Below are 20764 nucleotides of genomic sequence, written 5' to 3'. Positions count from 1 at the left end.
CAAACCTTGTGGCGTTTATCGCAGCCTAAGGCAGCGACTACAGATGGCGTCAACTCAGTAATGACCCCCGCAACGAGTGCGGTTGCGCCGCATCGATATGCACGTCGGCAAACTGGCCGATCAACTGCGGATTGTCACAGCGGAAGTTGACGATGCGGTTGTTCTCGGTACGGCCTTGCAACTCGCCAGGGTCTTTTTTCGAGTAATCGGTGACCAGAATCCGCTGAGTGGAGCCCACCATTTGTCGGCTGATTTCGAAGCCCTGCTGGTTGAGGCGATGCTGCAGCGCGTTCAGGCGCTCCTTTTTACGCTCCTCCGGCGTGTCGTCGGCCAGGTCGGCTGCGGGCGTGCCGGGGCGCTGGCTGTACACAAAGGAGTACGAGAAGTCGAAACCGACGTCTTCGATCAGTTTCATGGTTTGTTCGAAGTCTTTTTCAGTCTCGCCCGGGAAGCCGACAATAAAGTCAGAGCTGATGCAGATGCCCGGCACCGCCGCGCGCAATTTGCGCAGCTTGGACTTGTACTCCAGTGCGGTGTGGTTGCGCTTCATCGCTGACAGAATACGGTCCGAACCCGATTGCACGGGCAAGTGCAGGTGCTTCACCAGCTCAGGCACTTCGGCGTGTGCCTGGATCAGGCTGTCGGAGAACTCCAGCGGGTGCGACGTGGTGTAGCGGATGCGCTCGATCCCGTCGATAGCGGCGACCACGCGAATCAATTCGGCGAGATCGGCCAGGCGACCGTCTTCGGTCAAGCCGCGGTAGCCGTTAACGTTCTGCCCCAGCAGCGTCACTTCGCGCACGCCGTTTTCAGCCAGGTGAATCACCTCGGCCAACACGTCGTCGAACGGGCGACTGACCTCTTCGCCGCGGGTGTAAGGCACCACGCAGAACGTACAGTACTTGCTGCACCCTTCCATTACCGACACGTAAGCACTCGGGCCGTCGATGCGAGGCTCGGGCAAGTGGTCGAATTTTTCGATTTCGGGGAACGACACATCCACCTGTGGCAGTTTGGTGATGCGTGCAGCGTCGATCATCTCAGGCAGGCGGTGCAACGTTTGCGGGCCGAATACCACATCAACATACGGCGCTCGGTCGCGGATCGCGGCGCCCTCCTGGCTGGCCACGCAGCCCCCCACCGCAATTACCATCTCGGGGTTGGCCAGTTTCAGTTCACGCCAGCGGCCCAGTTGCGAGTACACGCGGTCTTGGGCGCGCTCACGGATCGAGCAGGTATTGAGCAGGATGACATCAGCGTCTTCGGCGCGCGCTGTGACTTCCAGGGCCTGATGTTCACCCAGCAGGTCGACCATGCGCGAGCTGTCGTACTCATTCATCTGGCAACCGTGGGTTTCGATGTAAAGCTTCTTGGCCATGGGTGTTCATCAAGTGGTTCAAAGAACCGCGCATTATAGGGGGCATGGCCGTTGGTTCCTAGCGCTACGCGTCCAGTGGCTATGCTATAGTTCGCGCCCTCTTTTATATCCTCAGATGTCACCCGCCCACCATGACCAAACGTGAAGCTCCAATCTACAAGGTGATTTTCCTCAATCAGGGCCAGGTGTTCGAAATGTACGCCAAGCAGATCTATCAAAGTGATCTGTGGGGCTTCCTGGAAGTCGAGGAGTTCGTCTTCGGTGAGCGCACGCAAATGGTCGTCGATCCGAGCGAAGAAAAGCTCAAGGCCCAATTTGAAGGTGTAGTGCGCAGTTTTGTGCCGATGCATTCGATTGTGCGTATCGACGAGGTTGAGCGCCTGGGCACCCCAAAAATCAGCGAAGCGCGTGGCGTGAGCAACGTGATGCCGTTTCCGTTTCCGATGCCGGATAAGTAAAACCCCGAGCGCACTTTATGCCTGGGTGCAGGCCGTTTTGTTCACTTAAGAGCGGCACACGGCCATCTGTAGGAGCGATTCTGCTCGCGAGCTTTTAAAAGATCGCGAGCAAGCACGCTCTAACAGGGGCTGCTTTGGCTCAGGTGAGCAGCATTGCAGTGGCGGGGGATTCAAGGCAGTGGCGAAAACGGCGAGCGGCCATCGGCTGACTGCAGTTCTAGCAGGTATTTGCGGAAAATCTGCCCCAGGATCTGGGTTGCAGTTTCGAGTTGGTCGCGAGGCATTTGTTCGGCCACCAGGTCGGCGGTGTCGAGCGCGTCTTCGGCGCCATTGACCGCAGCCATTTTCAGCACGATATACGCCTGAATGTTATTGGCCGGGACCCCTTCGCCCTTGAAGAACATGGTGCCGAGCTGGAACTGGGCCATGGCGTGACCTTGCAGTGACGCCTGCTCGAAGTAGCTCAGGGCTTTATTGAGGTCTTGTGGGGCATTTTTACCGTCGTAATAGAACTGGCCTAACTCGTATTCAGCTTCTGCATCCCCGGCCTTAGCTGCTTCAACGCACGCAGCGAGTGCCTCCTGAAGGTCTTCTGGCTGAGTATTGAGGGTGCAGCGACCCATCGCTGGGATCAACAACGAGTTACCGCCTGCCTGGGCAAGCAGCGGTTGTAGGAGCAACAGGCAGCCCAGTGCAAGGGCGCGGCCGGTGCGGTTCATGGGAATCGACGTACCTCTGAAAGGCGGGCATACCCGACCAAGGGATGAGTAGGCGCGCATTATGAAATAAGCGGAGGCAACCTTACAAAGTCTTTACTCGTTTTTCTGCTGCGTGACCGCCATATCGATTGATTTAAGCCGATTCTCGACGGGTGGCGTCAGAAATTACCTTGTAACGGGCATAAAAAAGCCGACAAGGGAGCTAACCCCTTATCGGCTCTAGGGATTACTTCAGCGCAGCGAAAGCGCGCTCGGCAGCATCCAGGGTCAGTTGCAACTCGACTTCGCCATGGGCAATGGACGTGAAACCGGCTTCAAAAGCACTCGGTGCCAGGTACACGCCGCCTTCCAGCATCAGGTGGAAAAAGCGCTTGAACAGATCGGCGTCGCTGGCCATTACGTCGTCGAATGTCACGATGTCATCGGCGCCGCTGAAGTACAGGCCAAACATGCCGCCCGCCTGAGTGGTGACAAACGGGATGCCGGCGGCGTCCGCGCGCTGTTGCAAGCCATCGAGCAGGCGTGTTGTGTAGTCGGTCAGTTCGCCATGGAAGCCCGGACGGCTGATGAGGCGCAAGGTGGTCAGGCCTGCGGCCATGGCCAGCGGGTTGCCGGACAACGTGCCCGCCTGATAGACCGGGCCCAGCGGGGCGATGTGTTGCATGATTTCGCGTTTGCCGCCAAAGCAGCCAACAGGCATGCCGCCACCGATGATTTTGCCGAAGGTGCTCAGGTCCGGGGTGACGCCGTAGTGGGCTTGAGCGCCGCCGAGGGCAACACGGAAACCGGTCATCACTTCGTCGAAAATCAGCACCACGCCATGTCTGTCGCACAGGCTGCGCAGGCCTTGCAGAAAGCCCGGAGCCGGCGGCACGCAGTTCATGTTGCCGGCGACCGGCTCGACGATGATGCACGCCACGGTGTCGCCCACTTCGGCCAGCAGTTTTTCAACCGCGTCGATGTCGTTGAACGTGGTGGTCAGGGTGTGTTTGGCGAAATCGGCAGGTACACCACCGGAGCTTGGAACGCCCTGGGTCAGTGCGCCGGAACCGGCCTTGACCAGCAGGCTGTCAGAGTGGCCGTGGTAGCAGCCTTCGAACTTGAGAATGTTGTCGCGGCCGGTGAAGCCTCGCGCCAGACGAATGGCACTCATGGTGGCTTCAGTGCCGGAACTCACCATGCGCACCATTTCCATCGACGGCACAATCGAGCACACCAGGTCGGCCATTTCGGTTTCCATGGCGGTCGGCGCGCCATACGACAAACCGTGTTCCAGCTGCGCACGCACCGCGTCCAGCACCTGCGGGTGGCTGTGGCCCAGAATCATCGGGCCCCAGGAGCCGACGTAGTCGACATACCGCTTATCGTCTTCGTCTGTGACATAGGCGCCTTCGGCATGTTTGAAGAACAACGGCGTGCCGCCCACGCTCTTGAATGCACGAACAGGCGAGTTAACCCCGCCAGGGATGTGTTTTTGGGCGTTGGCAAACAGGGTTTCGGAACGAGACATGATGGGCTCTCTCTGAATCAGAATTCGGTATTTAAATAAACAGCAGGGCGTTGAACGCGCGGGTGCGTCGAGTCACTTCCTGAGTGCTGTCAGCGCCAAACAGGCCGTGCACCACCGCCAGCAAATCGGCTCCGCGCTCGACCAGCGGCGCCGCGTTATCGAGGGTAATGCCGCCAATCACACAAATGGGCAGGTTAAGCCGCGAGCGCGCCTGTTCAATGACATCCAGGGACGCCGGGACAGCACCGGGTTTGGTGCTGGAGGTGAAAAAGCGGCCAAAGGCCACATACGTTGCCCCTTCTTTGGCTGCCTGCTCGGCCAGGTCGATCCGGTCGTGGCAGGTTGAACCAATAATGGCCTGTCGACCCAGCAGTGCCCGCGCCGGCGTCAGCGGGCCGTCGGTTTGGCCTAGATGAACGCCTACGCCCAGACGTGCTGCCAGCTCAGCGTCATCGTTGATGATCAGGTGCGCCTTGTAGCGCTCGCATAACCGCTTCAACGTTTCGGCTTCGCGCAGGCGGCGGTTTTCGTCGTTGCTCTTGTCGCGGTACTGCAAAAGGGTCAGCCCGCCATCCAGCGCTGCCTCGACATACTGTAAAAATTTGCCGGCCAGCAGCTGGCTATCAGTGATTGCGTAAAGACCACGCAGCTTCATCGGTCGAGCCTCATTCGTTACGAACAGAAGTCCAGCGGCAAACGGCGAGGCACATATTGGCCCTGGCCCAGTTGCTCGGCATCACGCAGGGTGCGCCACGTGTAATTGAGTGCGGTTTCAACAGCGCTGACCAGATTTTCGCCAATGGCCAAACGCCCGGCCAATGTACTGGCCAAGGTGCAGCCCGAGCCGTGATAGCTGCCCGGCAACCGATAGCAGGTGAAGGTGTGACGGCTGCCGTCGCGGCTGTACAAGCGGTTGTGGACTTCGTGTTCATCGCCGTGTCCGCCGGTGATGAGTAAATGTTTGCACCAAGGCAGGAGTTTTTCGGCGCACTCATCGGCGCTGCCCTCGGGCAGTTCGGCCAGAATGCGGGCTTCAGGCAGGTTAGGCGTGGCAATGACGGCCAGCGGCAGCAAGCGCTCGCGCATGGCATAGCCCACTTCGTCTTTGCCCAGTCGTCCGCCACCGCCGGCGCGCAACACCGGGTCGCAGACCATTGGCAGATGCGGGTGGGCTTGAAGCAGTTCGACCACGGTGTCGACCATTTCCAGTGAGCCGAGCATGCCCAGCTTGACGGCCGCAACCGTGGAGTCGCTGAGCACGGCATTGGCTTGCGCCAGCACCCACTCTCGATCCAGCACGCGGAAATCGCTGACATTCACGGTGTTCTGCACAGTCAGGGCTGTTACCACAGGAGCGGCGTGGCAGCCTTGAGCCAGCAGGGCTTCGATATCTGCCTGCAAGCCGGCACCCCCACTGGGGTCATGGCCGGAGAGACAGAGGACAACGGGGCGAGAACTGTAGATATTCATGGTGCGCGAGCTTACCACCAAACGCTTTTTTGCGGCGGCTTGCTCCGCGTTGAATGATAGGTCGCCTATAAGTCTTTAATTGTCCTGCAAAAGAAAGCGGATAATCCTACGCTGATGCTCTGTGATGCCCGTTCTAGAGCCTTCTCTTTGATCGTTTAAGGGGTGTGTATTTGCCATCATTGGCTATGCTAGAGTTGGTCCCCAATTAATAACAGGTAAGCCGGTGAACGTGGCCTCGAAAGTAATGGGGAATTATGCACGTTATCGGATGCGCCACGCTGGGGCTGTATGCGCTATTTGGTGATTATGTTACTGGGCTGGCTACCGATGCTGGCCAGCGCAGTTGAGTTCGACGAAACCACTCAGAGCTTGCCCCTGGGCCGAGTGATGCAGGTCTTCGAAGATACAGAAGGCTTGGCGACGCTCAACGATGTCACCAAACACGATGACCTGTTCAAAACGCACGATAAAGCCACGCTCAACGCGGGCTATTCGCACTCGGTGTTTTGGCTGAAAGTCGATTTACGTTACCTGCCCAAAAATCCTGAAACCCATCGCACATGGTTGCTGGAGCTGGCTTATCCGCCGCTCGATCATATTGATTTGTACCTGGCCGATGCCGCGGGCAACTACCACCTGGCTGAACGAACGGGCGATGCGCTGCCCTTTGACAGTCGGCAAATCAAAGAAAACAATTACCTGTTCGAACTCAACTTCAGCCCCGGGCAGAGCCGGACTGTGTACTTGCGTCTGGCCAGCCAAGGCTCAATTCAGGCCCCGCTAACCCTATGGTCTGCGCAGTCGTACCTGGAAGAGCAACCGCTACGGATCTATATCCTGGGGTTGATTTACGGGGTGTTGCTGGGGATGCTGGTGTACAACCTGTTCATCTATATCAGCGTGCGCGACACCAGCTACCTCTATTACATCTTCTATATCGGTTCGTTCGGCCTCTACCAGCTCTCGGTCAATGGTGCAGCGGTGCAGTACTTTTGGCCGAACAACCCGTGGTGGGCCAACGCGGCTACCCCGTTCTTGATTGGCTCTGCCGCGTTCTTCGGCTGTCAGTTTGCGCGCTCCTTTTTGCACACCGCCTCCCACAGCCGCTGGCTCGACCGCATATTGATGTTTCTGATGGGCGTTGGTGTACTGGTGATGGTGCTGTCGCTGGTCACCAGCTATGCCGTGGCATTGCGCCTGGCGACGGCTCTGGCCTTGGCGTTTATTGTTGCCATCTTTGTTTCTGGTGTGGTGGCCTGGGCTCGTGGCTTAAGGGTGGCGCGCTACTTTGTGATTGCTTGGTCGGCCTTTCTACTCGGAGGCCTGGTCAATACGCTGATGGTATTGGGCTACCTGCCAAACGTGTTCCTGACCATGTATGCCAGCCAGATTGGCTCGGCGATCGAGGTAGGTCTGCTGTCGCTGGCGCTTGCCGACCGGATCAATGCCATGCGCGACTTGCAGGCGCGCACGTTGCAAGAGACCGGGCAAAAACTGGCGGCGATGAACCAGCAACTGGCACGTACCAACCAACTTAAAGACGAGTTTTTGTCCACGGTCACCCATGAATTGCGCACGCCCATGAACGGCGTGCTTGGCTCACTGGAGCTGATCAAAACCCTGGACATGAACCCGGAGCTTGAGCTCTATACCCGGACTGCCGAAGGCTCTGCCCAAGAAATGATGGGCATGGTCAACGGCATTCTGGCCCTGACCGAGTTGCAGGCCGGTCGGCTTAAGGTCAATCCCCGGCCTTTTAGCCTGAATGAACTGCTTACGGATCTGGACAACCAATTCGGCCCGAAGGCACGGGACAAAGGGTTGTCGTTTTCCTATGAGGTGGCGCAGGGCATGCCCGATCAATGGGTGGGGGATGCCGAGAAAATTCGCCAGTGCCTTGCGTGTCTGTTGGACAACGCCATCAAGTTTACCCATGAAGGTGGGGTGATTCTGCGCGTCACCGGCCAGGCGACCGACCAGTGGCGTTGGGCATTGGCCTTTGATGTAATCGACAGCGGCATTGGTTTTGTCCATCAGGAGGAAGCCGAGCTGTATCAAAACTTCTTCCAGGTGGATGGTTCCATGACCCGAAGCTATGGCGGGTTGGGCATCGGTCTGGCCATTTGTCGGCGTTTGGTTGATCTGCTGGGTGGGCGTTTGACCCACCATTCGCAGCCGGGCCGAGGCTCACAGTTCCAGATGTCGCTAGAGCTTGAATCGCTGGCCCAGCCGGTTTCGGCACCTGCGTTGCACCCGCAAAAAAGCCCGGGGGAGCTGACGGTGTTGCTCGTTGAAGACAGCAGTGCGGCACCTTTGCGCGCCATGTTGCTCCAACTGGGTTATCGCGTACTCAGTGTCGACAACGGCCAGGCGGCCATTGACGTTTTGCGTCGAGAACGGGTGGATGCGGTGTTGCTCGGCTGCCCGTTGATGCTGGTCACGGGTGCCTCGATGGGCAATCAATTGTTGACCCTGGCCGCGTGCACGCAGTTGCCAGTGCTGGTGCTGTTTGAATCCCAGGCCGAGGCTCAGGCGGCGCGTGAACAGGTTGACGCGATTACTGACTATTTGATCAAGCCGTTGCGGGTTGAAGACCTGCAGCGAGCGCTGTCGCAGCGCCTGTCGACCCTCGAGTGATGGCGCAAGCGCCGGGATTTAGGCGTTTATGCCACTTGTGATGATGGCTGTGCGTGCTTCACTGGGTCCAGTGGATTGATCCTTGGAGCCCGCGCAATGAACCTGCACCCGTACGCCGAAACTCACACAGTCACCAACCAGCCGCCATCTCTGGACGGCGTCAATCTGTACCGCATTGACCTGCCTTTGCAGCACTGGAGTCAGCGCTTTGGCGCGGGTTGGGCGCAATCGCGGATTGATCAGTACGGTGCGCTGGCGGGTGGCCCTTTGATGGCTGCGGGCTTTCTGGCCAATGAAAACAAACCGGTGTTTGTCAGTCATGACCGTTTTGGCCATCGGATAGATCTGGTGCAGTTTCACCCGGCCTATCACGAACTGATGCGCACGGCGATCGAGCACGGCTTGCCGTCCTTGCCCTGGACCGACCCGCAGCCGGGCGCGCATGTCGCCCGAGCGTCCATGACCTATCTGCACAGCCAGGCCGAGGCGGGCAGCGGTTGCCCGTTGACCATGACCTTCGCCAGCGTTCCGGCGCTGCGTCTGCAGCCGGATATTGCCGAGATTTGGCTGCCCAAAGTTCTGGCCACTGAATACGATCCGCGTAACGTCGACATCAGCCAAAAGGCCGGCGTGACCCTGGGTATGGCCATGACCGAAAAACAGGGCGGTACTGACGTGCGCGCCAATACCACGCGTGCTTACCCGGTGGGCACTGGCGGCCCAGGGCAGGCCTACGAACTGTTGGGGCATAAATGGTTTTGCTCGGCCCCCATGTGCGACGGCTTCCTGACCCTGGCGCAAACCGACAAAGGCCTGACCTGTTTCCTGTTGCCACGTCATCGCCCGGACGGCAGTCGCAATGAGTTCTACATTCAGCGTCTTAAGAACAAGCTGGGCAACAGCTCAAACGCCTCCAGTGAAGTTGAGTTTCGTGGGGCATTGGCCTGGATGATTGGCGAAGAAGGGCGCGGTGTGCCGACGATTATCGAAATGGTCGCCATGACCCGTTTCGATTGCATGGTCGGCTCCAGTGCGTTGATGCGTCAGGCGTTGACCCAGGCCAGCCATCATTGCGCCCATCGTTTGGTAGGCGGTCGGGTACTGGCCGAACACCCCCTGATGCAAAACGTACTGGCTGATCTGGCGCTGGAAAGCGAAGCGGCGCTGGCATTGAGCCTGCGCATGGGCCGTGCGCTGGACCATCTGGATGACCCGCAAGAAGCCAAGTTCTCACGTCTGGTCACTGCGGTGGGCAAGTACTGGATCTGCAAACGGGCCCCGGCGATGATCAACGAGGCGGCCGAATGCATGGGCGGTGCGGGGTATGTTGAAGACAGCATCCTGCCGCGCCTTTATCGCGAGGCGCCGGTCAATTCGACGTGGGAGGGTTCGGGTAATGTGCAGTGCCTTGACGTATTGCGCGCCCTGTCCAAAGAACCCGGCGTGCTTGACGCCTTGTTTTGCGAGTTGGGCGATGGGCATGGCGATGCGCGATTGGCACAGCATATCGAGCAGTTGAAAAAGGCCTTCCAGGACACCGACGACATCCAATACCGCGCCCGGCAACTGACCGAAGACATTGCCTTGGGCCTACAGGCCAAACTGCTCTTGGAGGCGGGTAACAGCGATGTGAGCGATGCCTTTATTGTCAGTCGGCTACACGGCAGCGGGCGGGCTTACGGCAACTTGCCGCGTGGCTTGAATGTGGCTGCCATCGTTGAGCGATCAACCCCGCACATCCTCTAACCCCAGCCATCCACATACTGTGGGAGTGGGCTCGTGCCGACAGAGTTTTGTGGTGTGCCCGGTATGCATTGCTCAATGATGCAGGCAAGATAAAGGCCTGCCAGTTCAGAAGACAGGATGCTTATCGTGACCGAAGCTTTTATTGTCGTTTCAACCGCTGCCGAGGCTGTCGATCGCCTCGCCGCCCTGCATGAACGCGCAACCACGGCGTTAAGCCAGGCACTCAAGCGCTACCTCAAGGACCGGGTCGAGCCCACTTCAGAAGAACGTGCACTGTTTCGCTACCCGGAATTGCGCCTGACCTACCGCATTAACGGCGAAGTCCCCACCACAACGCGTGCGTATGCCAAGGTGCAACTGCCAGGCACCTACAGCGTCACCGTCACTCATCCGGCTTCGTTCCGTAACTACTTGCTGGAACAGTTAGTGCCGTTGATGCGTGACTTCACGGTGGTGGTCGAAGTCGGGGTTAGCCAGCAAGACATCCCGTATCCGTATGTGGTCGAGCAGGGCGATGAACTCGCCGGTTCCGGCGTGACCGCTGCCGCCCTGGCTCGCGTGTTCCCAAGCACCGATCTGTCAGCTGCCACTGATGGCATTGCGGATGGTCTGTACGATTGGGAAAACACCGATCCGCTGCCTCTCGCGCTGTTTGACGCCGCCCGCGTCGACTTCTCGCTGCGTCGTCTGGTGCACTACACCGGCAGCGACTGGCGCCACGTACAGCCGTGGATTCTGCTGACCAACTACCACCGTTACGTCGACCAGTTCATCCTGCACGGCCTTGAGCAACTGCGTGACAACCCGCGCTTTGTCCGCATGGTGATGCCCGGCAACGTGATCATCGAAAAGTCCATGGACTACGGCGAAGCCCAGGCGATTGCCTCAGGCGTGGTGTGGCACCGCTACCAAATGCCTGCGTATCACTTGGTGGCCAACGACGGCCATGGCATCACGCTGGTCAACATCGGCGTAGGCCCGTCCAACGCCAAAAACATCACTGATCACCTGGCGGTGCTGCGCCCGCATTGCTGGTTGATGATTGGTCACTGCGGCGGCTTGCGCCAATCGCAGACCATTGGCGATTACGTGTTGGCACACGCTTACATGCGCCGCGACGGGATCCTCGACCGGGTTGTGCCGCCCAATATTCCGATTCCGGCCTTGGCTGAAGTGCAAATGGCGTTGCAGGAGGCCGCGGCTCAGGTCACTGGCGAGCGTGGCGACGAACTGAAAAAGCGCCTGCGTACCGGTACCGTCCTGACCTACGACGACCGCAACTGGGAACTGCGCTGGGCGCAAGAACGTCCGCTGATCAACCTGTCGCGCGCGGTGGCCGTGGACATGGAAAGCGGCACCATCGCGGCACAAGGGTATCGTTTACGCGTTCCGTACGGCACCTTGCTGTGCGTCTCGGACAAGCCACTGCACAGCGAAATCAAGCTGCCGGGTTCGGCCAACGCGTTCTATGAGCGGGCCGTGAGCCAGCACCTGAAAATCGGTATTGCTGCCGTGGACTTGATGCGCAGCCAGCTCACTTCGCTGCACTCACGCAAACTGCGCAGCTTCGACGAGCCGCCATTCCGTTGATTCAAGTGGTCATTTAGCGAGCAGGGCACTAGGGTCTGTTCCCGTTTCATTGCAGCCGCGACGAAAGCCTACGTGGTGCAGGGCAAGGCGCGAGTAACGCCGCCCAGCGACGCGGCTTGCAATGAAACGGGAACAGACCCTAGCATTACCAGCCCTGATCGCTAGATGTCCTTTTTGTCATGTCCCGTCCTGCTCGTCCCGCCCCACGCCGTCCGGCGCCTAAAAGTACCAGCCCTGGTGCTGCCAATCGCCGGGTGGCGAAGGCCCCGCCGTCTGATCCCAAGTTGTACCTGTTCAATAAACCGTTCGATGTGCTGACCCAGTTCAGTGACGAAGGCGGCCGGGCGACGCTCAAGGACTTTATCCCCATTCCCGGCATTTACCCGGCCGGGCGTCTGGACCGCGACAGTGAAGGCTTGTTGCTGCTGACCAATGACGGCCAGTTACAGGCGCGGATTGCCGATCCTAAACACAAATTGCCCAAAACCTATTGGGTGCAAGTGGAAGGCGAACCGACGCCCGAGCAGTTGCAGCAGTTGCGTGATGGCGTGCAATTGAATGACGGCAAGACCCTTCCTGCTCAAGCGAGAGCGCTTGAAGAGCCGCAGTTGTGGCCACGCAACCCACCGGTACGGTTTCGCAAAAGCGTACCCACTTCATGGTTGGAGCTGGTGATTCGCGAGGGACGCAATCGTCAGGTGCGGCGCATGACGGCGGCCGTCGGCCTGCCCACTCTGCGTCTGGTGCGGGTGCGCATTGGCGACTGGACAATTGAAGGGCTGGATCAGGGGCAATACAAAGAAGTGCCGGCGCGGCTATAGCGCGCCTGACTCGATCAAACCGATGACCACACTTTTGATGATGAACGCGGCGACACCGAGCCCCAGCACAAAAAACAGAATCATCGAGCCGAAGCGCCCGGCCTTGGACTTCTTCGCGAGATCCCAGACGATAAAGCCCATGAACAAGATCAAGACACTGACTAGAATCGTCATCATCCATTCTTCGAGTACGGCAGGATCCATCGGTGTTCTCCAGCGGCCAGGGGGCAAAAACCGTTGAAGTATACGTCAGGACGTCCCCGTGAAAATTGATCTAGGTAATGTGAGCAACTGCAAACCTGTAGGTGCTGCACCAGGCTGCGAAAAGGGCCGCAGGATCTTCGATTTTATTGATTGAGGCTGGGGCAGCGGCTAAAGGGGGTGACTTACGTGCGCAAATGCGTCAACGGCAACTCGGTGCTGTTAAGCACCTGGTTCAGCACAAAGCTTGAGCGCACGCTGGTCACACCGTCGATACGGGTCAGATGGCCCAGCAGCAGTTTTTGATAGTGGTCCATGTCGGGCACGACGACTTTCAATTGGTAGTCGGCGTCCATCCCTGTCACCAAACTGCATTCCAGCACCTGTGGCAGGCTGCGGATCGCGGCTTCAAAGTTCTCGAAACGCTCAGGCGTATGTCGGTCCATTCCGATTAGTACGTAGGCTGTGAGGCTCAAGCCCAACAGCTTTCGATCCAGCAAGGCGACCTGGCGCGAAATGTAGCCGTCATCTTCGAGTTGTTTGACCCGTCTCGAGCACGGCGAAGGCGACAGCCCAATACGTTCGGCCAATTCCTGATTGGAAATGCGCGCATCACGTTGTAATTCCGCCAAAATGCTCAGGTCATACCGGTCGAGTTTGCTCACGAAGACACCCTTTGTCATAACTATTGCGTGAAAGTATCCATCTGAAGTCAAAAATTGCGCAAGTCATATTTTATTCAGCAATCTTAGCAATCCTGTGTCGTCCGCACAGGCCTATTCTTAACACCAGAATCACTGCCCGGACATAGAGTCCACTGCGGCCCGCCGAATCAGGCCTGCCGCGGCCGCCAACCCAACAGGGTTGCCCCGGCCCCCGGGCTACGCACTGTCCAGAAGACGGCGCGAGGTGAGCCAACATCACAAGTGTTGAGCCAGGACGGAAAAATTCAAAGGGCGACCGACGGGTCGCCCTTTTTTATTGCCTAAAAATAAATTGAGTAACTGATAGCCTTGCGTCGAACCGGTTCCCGGTTTTCCAGTCTTATATTTACGCCCTATCCCTTAGTGAGGAACATCATGAAATCGCACATCTGGCGTTTGGCGACAGTTGGCTTGCTCTGCGTGAGTGTCAGCGGCCAGGTGTTGGCTGATGAGCGAGGGGACGGAGGCCCTCAAGAAGCTCGCCCCAATGGTGGGCAGCACGGAGGGCAAGGACAAGGCGGTAATAATCAGCCGCGTCAGGAACACAGCCAGGGTCGACAGGAAGGCGGGCAGGGCAATCAGCCGCGAGTTGAACGCGGCCAGCCCAACGAAGGCCATGGCCAGCCCCAGAATAGTCAGTGGCAAGGTCGACCCCATCAAGAAATCAATGGCCAGCCGGGTCGCCCGGCTCAGCCTGGTAATGAGCAACATTTCGATGTCAGGCCACCGCAAGCCAGTCCGACTCATCCGGGCAATAACCTGCAGATTCAGCCGCGGCCCAATGCCGTTCAACAAACCCAGGTCCCTGACCGGGGTGGCAATCCAAACTGGCAGCAAGGCGGGGGTTCAAACCCAAGGCCCGGCTTCAACTCCGGCGGCGGCAACGCTCACCCCAATGATGCGCGCTGGGCCGGCCGTCCTGACGGGCATGGCAATGGCTGGGGCCCCGGCCCGCAATACCGGCCAGGCTATACCGTGGACCGATTCCAGGGCCAGCACTGGCAAGTGCCCTATCGCGGCCAGAACTACTTCTTTTCGGGCGGCTACTGGTATCGCCCACAAGGTCCGAAGTACGTCGTGGTCCAGCCGCCTTATGGTATTCGCGTAGGCTATTTGCCTGATTTTGCACGAGAAGTGTGGGTTGGCAGTACCTTGTTGTTCCTGGCGGCTGGCGCGTACTACGCCTACCAACCGGCTACTCAGGACTACATCGTGGTGCAGCCTCCGACCACGATCCTGCAGCCAGCGTCGCAGCCTGTGAGCAATGGTTATGACGTCGTGGCTTATCCTGCCAACGGTCAAACCCCGGCCCAGATTGATCAGGACCGCTATGACTGCTACCGCTGGGCCGTTGACCAGAGTGGTTTTGACCCGGCCAAAGTCACCTACGCGCCTTCACCGGCAGTGGTACAGACCTACCGGCAAGCACAAGGTAACTGCTTGAGCAGTCGTGGTTACCAGGTCAATTACTAGAGGCCGCGTGGGTACTGTGGGGCTTTGAGATTACGGGTTGCTGCGCAACCCTTCTCAGCCTTGGGCAGCGACTACGCGACGGTCTTGGGTTTGACGACCTCTTGCGGGTCGGCATGCACCAGCACCTCGGCCTTCGGGTAGGCTTTCTCAATGGCTTCGGCAGCGCGATCGCTGATGGTGTGGGCCTCGGACAAGCTGAGGTGTCCCGGTAACTCAAGGTGCAGTTGTACAAACCAGACGTTTCCCGAAATGCGGGTGCGAAGGTCATGTGCGCCCAGCACCTCCGGTACGCCACAGGCCAACGCCAGCATGTTCTCGCTGACATCGCTGGGTAACTCTTCGTCCATCAGTACGGCGAAACTCTCGCGTGCGATCTGGATTGCGCTCCACAGGATGTACACGGCAATCCCCAGACCAAACCACGCATCCAGTTGCGGGAAGCCCACGCTGGCCAACACCAGCGCTACCAATATGCTGCCGTTGAGCATTAAGTCAGAGCGATAGTGCAGCGAGTCTGCGCGCACCGCATTCGAGCCCGTGGCCTTGATGACCCGGTATTGCAGGGTCAGCAGCAGCACGGTCATGACCAGCGAAAAGATGATCACGCCAATCCCGATCCACGGCGCACCGACCGGTTCGGGATTTTTCAGCCGTTCGAAGGCCTGAAAGGCAATCAGCACGGCACTCACACCGATAAACAGGGCTTGCGCCATGCCCGCCAAAGACTCGGCCTTGCCGTGCCCATAACGGTGATCGTCATCAGCCGGGCGTAGCGCGTAATGCACCGCCAGCAAGTTGAGAAACGATGTCACGCCATCGAGCAGCGAGTCCGTCAGCCCGGCGAGCATGCTGATCGAGCCACTGAGCCACCAGGCGATGGCCTTGGTGATGATCAACATACTGGCTACCGCTACCGATGCGCGGGTGGCCAGGCGTAATAGACGAGCGTGTTCCGTGCTGCTGGTCATGGACTTTCCTTATCAGGCTGCGGGTTTCAAGCCATACATCGCCAGTTGCTGGGTGCTGCCCTTGTGCTGGATCAGGCGCGGGTCGTCCAGCGGGAAGCTGCGGCCCAGCTCACTTTCTAGGATCGCCTGGAGCTTACTGTTGTCCACCTTGCCATCAGCGCCAATGGCTTCACGCAGTTTTTCGGGTGCGATTTGTGCGGTTTTGCCTGGCGGCAGATAAATCGCCCCCGTCGCAAAGTCGACCCCAAACGCAATCAAGCCTGGAATCACGTAAAACAGCAGGCCGACCGCATCCAGTACGACAACCACGGGATCGATCTTGCCGTCGATCTGGCCACGTCGATCCGGGAAGAAAATACTGCCGCAGGCAGTCATTTGAGTGAGTAGCGTCGCAACCACGACACCGCCAATGACGCGGGAAAATGTACGCATAGGAAAACCTCTAACACACTGAAGAATTAAGACCACGCTTAATGCATAACCGTTCGCCGTTATACTCGCCGCTCTGTTCTGGAGCCACCATGATTTCTTTGCCGATTGATGAAGTTTTACCTGCACTGCGTCAAGCCTTGCGTGAGCGCCACGAAGCGGTGCTCGAAGCACCGCCCGGCGCCGGTAAAACCACCCGTGTGCCGCTGGCGCTTTTAAATGAGCCGTGGCTGGCCGGTCAGCGCATCGTGATGCTGGAGCCGCGGCGCCTGGCAGCGCGGGCCGCCGCCGAGCGTTTGGCCAGCGAAATGGGTGAAAAAGTCGGCGAAACAGTCGGTTATCGAATTCGGCTCGACAGCAAGGTCGGGCCCAATACCCGTATCGAAGTGGTTACCGAAGGCATTCTGACCCGCCGCCTGCAGGAAGACCCGGCGCTGGAAGGCGTCGGGTTGCTGATTTTCGATGAGTTCCACGAGCGTAGTCTGGATGCCGATCTGGCGTTGGCCCTGAGCCTCAATGGCCGTGAGCTGTTTCGTGATGAGCAGCCGCTGAAAATTCTGTTGATGTCGGCGACCCTCGAAGGCGAGCGGTTGGCCAGCCTGCTTGACGATGCCCCGGTGTTGCGCAGTGAAGGGCGCATGTACCCGGTGGCGATGCGCTGGGGGCGGCCTTTTGTGCCGGGCGAGTTTATCGAGCCGCGTGTGGTGCAGACCGTGCTGGATGCCATCAGCGATGAAACAGGCAGCCTGCTGGTGTTTTTGCCCGGCCAGGCCGAGATCCGCCGGGTCAATCAACAGTTGGCCGACGCGCTGGGCCAACGCAGTGACATTGTGCTTTGCCCGTTGCATGGTGAGTTGGATCTGGCCGCGCAGCGCGCCGCCATCGAACCGGCGCCCAGCGGCACACGCAAAGTGGTGCTGGCCACCAATATCGCGGAAACCAGCCTGACCATCGACGGCGTTCGCGTGGTGATCGACGCCGGTTTGGCAAGGGTGCCGCGTTTTGATCCCGGCAGCGGCATGACCCGCCTCGATACCCAGCGCATCTCCCGCGCCAGCGCCACCCAGCGGGCTGGCCGGGCCGGGCGACTGGAGCCGGGTGTGTGTTATCGGTTGTGGTCCGAAGATCAGCACACCCAGTTGGCTGCGTATGGGAGTGCTGAAATCCTCCAGGCCGATCTGGCCGGGCTGGCCCTGCAACTGGCCCGCTGGGGCGTGACTCCTGCGCAACTGATCTGGCTGGATGTACCGCCTGCTGCCAGTTATGCACAGGCCCAGCAGTTATTGGAACGCCTGGGTGCCTTGCGTGCACAGACCGGCCAGGACTGGAAGCTCACACCCCACGGCGAAGCCATGGCGCAATTGCCGGCACACCCGCGCATCGCCCATTTGCTGCTGCGCGGCCAGGATCTGGGGCTGGCTGACATGGCCTGTGACGTGGCTGCGCTGCTGGGCGAGCGCGATATTCTGCGCGGGGCCGGGGCTGATGTGCACAGCCGCCTGACCTTGCTCACGGGGCAAAGCCGAGCGGCTCGAGGCGGGCAGGGCGGGGTACAACGCGCCAAACAACTGGCCCGGCAATACCGGGGTTACTTGCGCGGCAAGCCGACACGAGCGGTGGCCGACCCTGATCATCCCCGCTGGCTGGGCGCGTTGCTGGCGCTGGCCTATCCCGACCGCATCGCCCAGCAACGTAAGCCGGGTGGCGCCGAGTACCGGCTTGCCAATGGTCGGGCGGCACTGTTCAGCGACGTTGATGGGTTGATGAAGCAGCCGTGGCTGGTCATTGCGGATTTGGGCAGCCGGCAAGGCCAGCGTGAAGAGCGCATCTACTTGGCAGCCGATTTTGACCCCGCCTTGCTGGATGATGTGCTCAGTGAGCAAGTCAGCATCGTCGACCAGCTTGATTGGGACGAGCGCGAAGGCGTGCTGCGCGCCGAACGTCAACGCAAAGTCGGCGAGCTGGTGCTTAGCCGCGAGCCACTGACCGGTCTGGACGAAGCGGCGCGCACGCAGGCCTTGGTCAATCTGGTGCGGCGCAAGGGGCTTGAGTTATTACCCTGGACCCCCGAGCTGCGTCAGTGGCAGGCACGGGTGGCGTTGTTGCGTCAGCTAGACCTGAAGACTCAAGACGCTAGCGAGTGGCCAGACGTCAGCGATGCGGCATTGCTGGCAGGGTTGGAAGACTGGCTGGGTCCGTACCTGAGCCGTGTGTCGCGGCTCAGCCATTTTGCAAACCTCGACTTGTCGAGCATTGTGCATAACTTGCTGAAATGGCCCTTGCCCCAACGCCTAGATGAACTGGCGCCGCAGCACATCAAAGTGCCGTCGGGCTCCTCGGTGCGGCTGGACTACAGCGAACAGCCGCCGATCCTCGCGGTGCGTCTGCAAGAACTGTTCGGGCTGGCCGATACCCCGTGTATTGCGGGTGGGCGGCAAGTGGTCAAACTGCACCTGCTGTCGCCCGCCCGCCGCCCCGTGCAAGTGACGCAAGACCTGGCCAACTTTTGGCGCAGCACCTATGCCGAAGTGAAGAAAGACTTGAAAGGGCGTTACCCCAAACACTATTGGCCCGACGACCCGCTGGTGGCTGAAGCCACGGCGCGGATCAAACCGCGCAAGACGTAAGGCATTGGGGCTGGCACGAAACCCTGTAGCCGTTGCGAGAAGCCTTCAACAAAGAGGTGCTCAATCCGCCGGTAACAAGAACCGCCCGACGACGGGTAGGTGGTCTGAAATGGCCTGTGTGTCTTGCTGGCGAACATAGCCTTTAACGCGTTGCAGTTTAGGGCTGTAGAACAGGTAGTCGAGGGTTCGATCAGGCCCCTCGGCGTCTGGATTGTTCGGGACATGGGTCAGCCACCGTTCGCGGTCGATGCCGGTCGCTTCCGGGTTGCTGGGGAGCATCGGGTATTTTTCCCATAACAGATGCAGCTCACTGTCTGCTGAGTAACCCAAACGCAGTTCTGCCGGTAAGCGCAAAAACTGGCCAATCGGCAGCAGGTTAAAATTGCCACCAATGACCCACGGCGTCCCTTGGCTCTCATATTTGTCGACCACGGCGGCAGTCGCCTGCATTTGCCGGCGCAGGTTGCTGTTGTTGAGCGTCGGCGCATCGAGCTGGGTGTTGATGGCGACCAGTTGCCCACCATCATTGAGTGGCAAGTAGCTGACCAGCATCGCAGGCTTGGGCTGGAACTGACGGCTGATCAGGTTGCTTTCGGCCACTGGCAGTTGCAGGCGCTCGGCATGCTCGATCTGAAAACGGCTGAGAGTGACGATCTTGCGTCCCACGCTGCCAAATATATGGCGGTTGGGGACGAAGTCCGCTTTCCAAGTGAAGGCCTGGGTGCTGCACGGATAAAGGTCGACCAGGCGCTCTTGCAATAATACGAGCTGGTTTTGATAGTCACTGGACTTGGCTTCTTCATCGAGGTCTTGCAGCAACAACAAATCCGGCTGCTCATCGCGAATCACCCGCGCCACTTCGTCCAGGCTAAATGCCATGTCTTCACGGGTTGGACGGTCATCCGGGCCGCTGCCATCAATCAGGTTGTACCAGAACACATAGCGCTTACCGGCCAGGTATTGCACGTTCCAGGTCATTATTTTGATCGCTTGCCCGGCCACCAGGGTGGGAGCCGCGACAGGGCAGATGACGGCCAATGTCTCTTTGGGCTGCGGGCGCCAGGTAATGCTGTAGATCAGGCCCGCCACAACCGCCGCGATCAGCAGCAAACCTAATACAGTGGGGCGCAGAATACGTGGCATGGGCTCAGCTTATGAGGGGGCTAGGGAGTTGCCGAGCATACCTGACGGCAGCACGGCACCCCAAGGCTCTGCGCGCATGAAGTTGTGCCAGTTATGAGTCGGACTTCTCGTTAATTAACATAAATAGTCGGAACAGGACGACCGAGAGGAACAATTGCAGAAAACCGTTCGCGCTCTCGAGTGCGATAGACATCAGCGCGCTCTCGTCTTTGGGGAACAGCGAAAAGCTCAACTCCTTGAGTGCCATCAAAGGTCCCAAGACGGCCAGGATGCAGACAAAAATACGCCAGAAGTGGCCTCGGCTCATCGTCATACTCGACTTGATCGCCATGAGCGGCGGTTGGCCGCGCAGGACCAGGTTGTACTCAGAAAATGCGAGCACTACCGTCAGATAAATACCCGGAGCAATGAACATCGAAAGTCCCAGCACAATCAATAACGTGCTGATGGCCGCGAGCAAGGCGAACTTGGGCCACAGGTTGAGTGCTCGCGCGAGTACTTCTCGGTTGGCCGGGCTTTCGCCACGGCTGCGGGCATCAAGAAAAAAAATCAACGCCCCGGTGTACAACGGATACACCAGTAAACCGACCATCAGGCCGTAACCCTGTGGGGCATCGGGCCCTGCGGCGTTGTCGACGACGTGCTGCAACACGGCTTCAAGAATCACCAGCGGCAAGCACAGGGTCATGATCTGGCCCAGGTTGAGCCGGAAAAAATACAAGGAGTCACGAAGAATGGTGAGCGGATTCATTGTGGGGTATCAGCAGTCAAAATGCGGTGCGCCACTTTAACCGATGACAGGCGATGCTTAGCAAATGTAAACGATCGGTAAGGTCTGTTGAAACTTCTCGTAACGTCCCCATAACGTTTGAGTGCGTACTGTATTGCGC

At 59.0% G+C, this 20764-nt stretch carries 18 protein-coding genes; 7 read left to right on the top strand and 11 right to left on the bottom strand.

The window, feature by feature from the left end; translation table 11 throughout:
- Nucleotides 1–49: 49 nt before the first annotated feature.
- Nucleotides 50–1378 (bottom strand): tRNA (N6-isopentenyl adenosine(37)-C2)-methylthiotransferase MiaB, encoded by a 1329-nt coding sequence (gene miaB, locus ACIQYF_RS12805; RefSeq protein ID WP_402861820.1) that lies wholly within the window; start codon nt 1376–1378, stop codon nt 50–52.
- A gap of 131 nt (nt 1379–1509) precedes the next feature.
- Here miaB and ACIQYF_RS12800 point away from each other — a divergent pair, with 131 nt between their 5' ends.
- Nucleotides 1510–1836, top strand: coding sequence for a DUF1820 family protein (locus ACIQYF_RS12800; protein WP_016779282.1), 327 nt, complete (start codon nt 1510–1512; stop codon nt 1834–1836).
- A 170-nt stretch (nt 1837–2006) separates the two neighbouring features.
- On the opposite strand, the gene ACIQYF_RS12795 is transcribed toward ACIQYF_RS12800, so the two are convergent.
- The 4 genes from ACIQYF_RS12795 to ACIQYF_RS12780 all read right to left on the bottom strand — a co-directional run bounded on the left by ACIQYF_RS12795 (nt 2007) and on the right by ACIQYF_RS12780 (nt 5535).
- A complete protein-coding gene (locus tag ACIQYF_RS12795) occupies nt 2007–2555 on the bottom strand; it encodes a tetratricopeptide repeat protein (RefSeq protein ID WP_402861816.1) in 549 nt (182 codons plus the stop codon).
- 226 nt (nt 2556–2781) lie between these two features.
- Nucleotides 2782–4065: a glutamate-1-semialdehyde 2,1-aminomutase gene (gene hemL, locus ACIQYF_RS12790; protein WP_402861813.1), complete on the bottom strand. Its 1284-nt coding sequence runs from the start codon at nt 4063–4065 to the stop codon at nt 2782–2784.
- 31 nt (nt 4066–4096) lie between these two features.
- Nucleotides 4097–4720, bottom strand: a complete 624-nt coding sequence (gene thiE / locus ACIQYF_RS12785) for a thiamine phosphate synthase (protein ID WP_402861810.1) — start codon at nt 4718–4720, stop codon at nt 4097–4099.
- Between the two features lie 17 nt (nt 4721–4737).
- Nucleotides 4738–5535, bottom strand: coding sequence for a hydroxymethylpyrimidine/phosphomethylpyrimidine kinase (locus ACIQYF_RS12780; RefSeq protein ID WP_402861807.1), 798 nt, complete (start codon nt 5533–5535; stop codon nt 4738–4740).
- Between the two features lie 288 nt (nt 5536–5823).
- Here ACIQYF_RS12780 and ACIQYF_RS12775 point away from each other — a divergent pair, with 288 nt between their 5' ends.
- From ACIQYF_RS12775 to ACIQYF_RS12760, 4 genes are all read left to right on the top strand, one after another.
- Nucleotides 5824–8172, top strand: coding sequence for a 7TM diverse intracellular signaling domain-containing protein (locus tag ACIQYF_RS12775; protein WP_402861804.1), 2349 nt, complete (start codon nt 5824–5826; stop codon nt 8170–8172).
- 96 nt (nt 8173–8268) lie between these two features.
- Nucleotides 8269–9918, top strand: coding sequence for an acyl-CoA dehydrogenase family protein (locus ACIQYF_RS12770; RefSeq protein ID WP_402861801.1), 1650 nt, complete (start codon nt 8269–8271; stop codon nt 9916–9918).
- Nucleotides 9919–10035: 117 nt separating this feature from the next.
- Entirely contained in the window at nt 10036–11508 is a 1473-nt protein-coding gene (gene amn, locus ACIQYF_RS12765; RefSeq protein ID WP_402861798.1) for an AMP nucleosidase, read from the top strand.
- A 254-nt stretch (nt 11509–11762) separates the two neighbouring features.
- Nucleotides 11763–12329 (top strand): pseudouridine synthase, encoded by a 567-nt coding sequence (locus tag ACIQYF_RS12760; RefSeq protein WP_402861962.1) that lies wholly within the window; start codon nt 11763–11765, stop codon nt 12327–12329.
- Here the strand turns inward: ACIQYF_RS12760 and ACIQYF_RS12755 are convergent.
- On the bottom strand, nt 12324–12533 hold the full coding sequence (locus tag ACIQYF_RS12755) for a DUF2788 domain-containing protein (protein WP_019411961.1): 210 nt from the start codon (nt 12531–12533) through the stop codon (nt 12324–12326). The two genes, ACIQYF_RS12760 and ACIQYF_RS12755, sit on opposite strands and share 6 nt — an antisense overlap.
- 182 nt (nt 12534–12715) lie before the next feature.
- On the bottom strand, nt 12716–13213 hold the full coding sequence (locus tag ACIQYF_RS12750) for an Lrp/AsnC family transcriptional regulator (protein ID WP_019411960.1): 498 nt from the start codon (nt 13211–13213) through the stop codon (nt 12716–12718).
- 396 nt (nt 13214–13609) lie between these two features.
- On the opposite strand from ACIQYF_RS12750, the gene ACIQYF_RS12745 reads away from it, so the two are divergent.
- Nucleotides 13610–14707, top strand: coding sequence for a DUF6515 family protein (locus ACIQYF_RS12745; RefSeq protein ID WP_402861793.1), 1098 nt, complete (start codon nt 13610–13612; stop codon nt 14705–14707).
- Between the two features lie 71 nt (nt 14708–14778).
- Here the strand turns inward: ACIQYF_RS12745 and ACIQYF_RS12740 are convergent, their stop codons facing one another.
- Complete coding sequence (locus tag ACIQYF_RS12740) at nt 14779–15675, bottom strand: cation diffusion facilitator family transporter (RefSeq protein WP_402861790.1); 897 nt, start codon at nt 15673–15675, stop codon at nt 14779–14781.
- A 12-nt stretch (nt 15676–15687) separates the two neighbouring features.
- Nucleotides 15688–16107, bottom strand: a complete 420-nt coding sequence (locus ACIQYF_RS12735; protein ID WP_402861787.1) for a polyribonucleotide nucleotidyltransferase — start codon at nt 16105–16107, stop codon at nt 15688–15690.
- Nucleotides 16108–16196: 89 nt separating this feature from the next.
- Between ACIQYF_RS12735 and hrpB the strand changes: the two genes are divergently transcribed.
- On the top strand, nt 16197–18731 hold the full coding sequence (gene hrpB, locus ACIQYF_RS12730) for an ATP-dependent helicase HrpB (RefSeq protein WP_402861784.1): 2535 nt from the start codon (nt 16197–16199) through the stop codon (nt 18729–18731).
- A gap of 60 nt (nt 18732–18791) precedes the next feature.
- Here hrpB and ACIQYF_RS12725 read toward each other — a convergent pair whose 3' ends face one another.
- Nucleotides 18792–19874, bottom strand: a complete 1083-nt coding sequence (locus ACIQYF_RS12725) for an endonuclease/exonuclease/phosphatase family protein (RefSeq protein WP_402861781.1) — start codon at nt 19872–19874, stop codon at nt 18792–18794.
- Between the two features lie 91 nt (nt 19875–19965).
- Nucleotides 19966–20625 (bottom strand): YciC family protein, encoded by a 660-nt coding sequence (locus tag ACIQYF_RS12720; protein ID WP_402861778.1) that lies wholly within the window; start codon nt 20623–20625, stop codon nt 19966–19968.
- Nucleotides 20626–20764 lie beyond the last annotated feature (139 nt).

Source organism: Pseudomonas sp. NPDC096917 (assembly GCF_044762555.1).
Classification (GTDB): domain Bacteria; phylum Pseudomonadota; class Gammaproteobacteria; order Pseudomonadales; family Pseudomonadaceae; genus Aquipseudomonas.
This window is presented reverse-complemented; position numbering and strand designations above follow the sequence as displayed.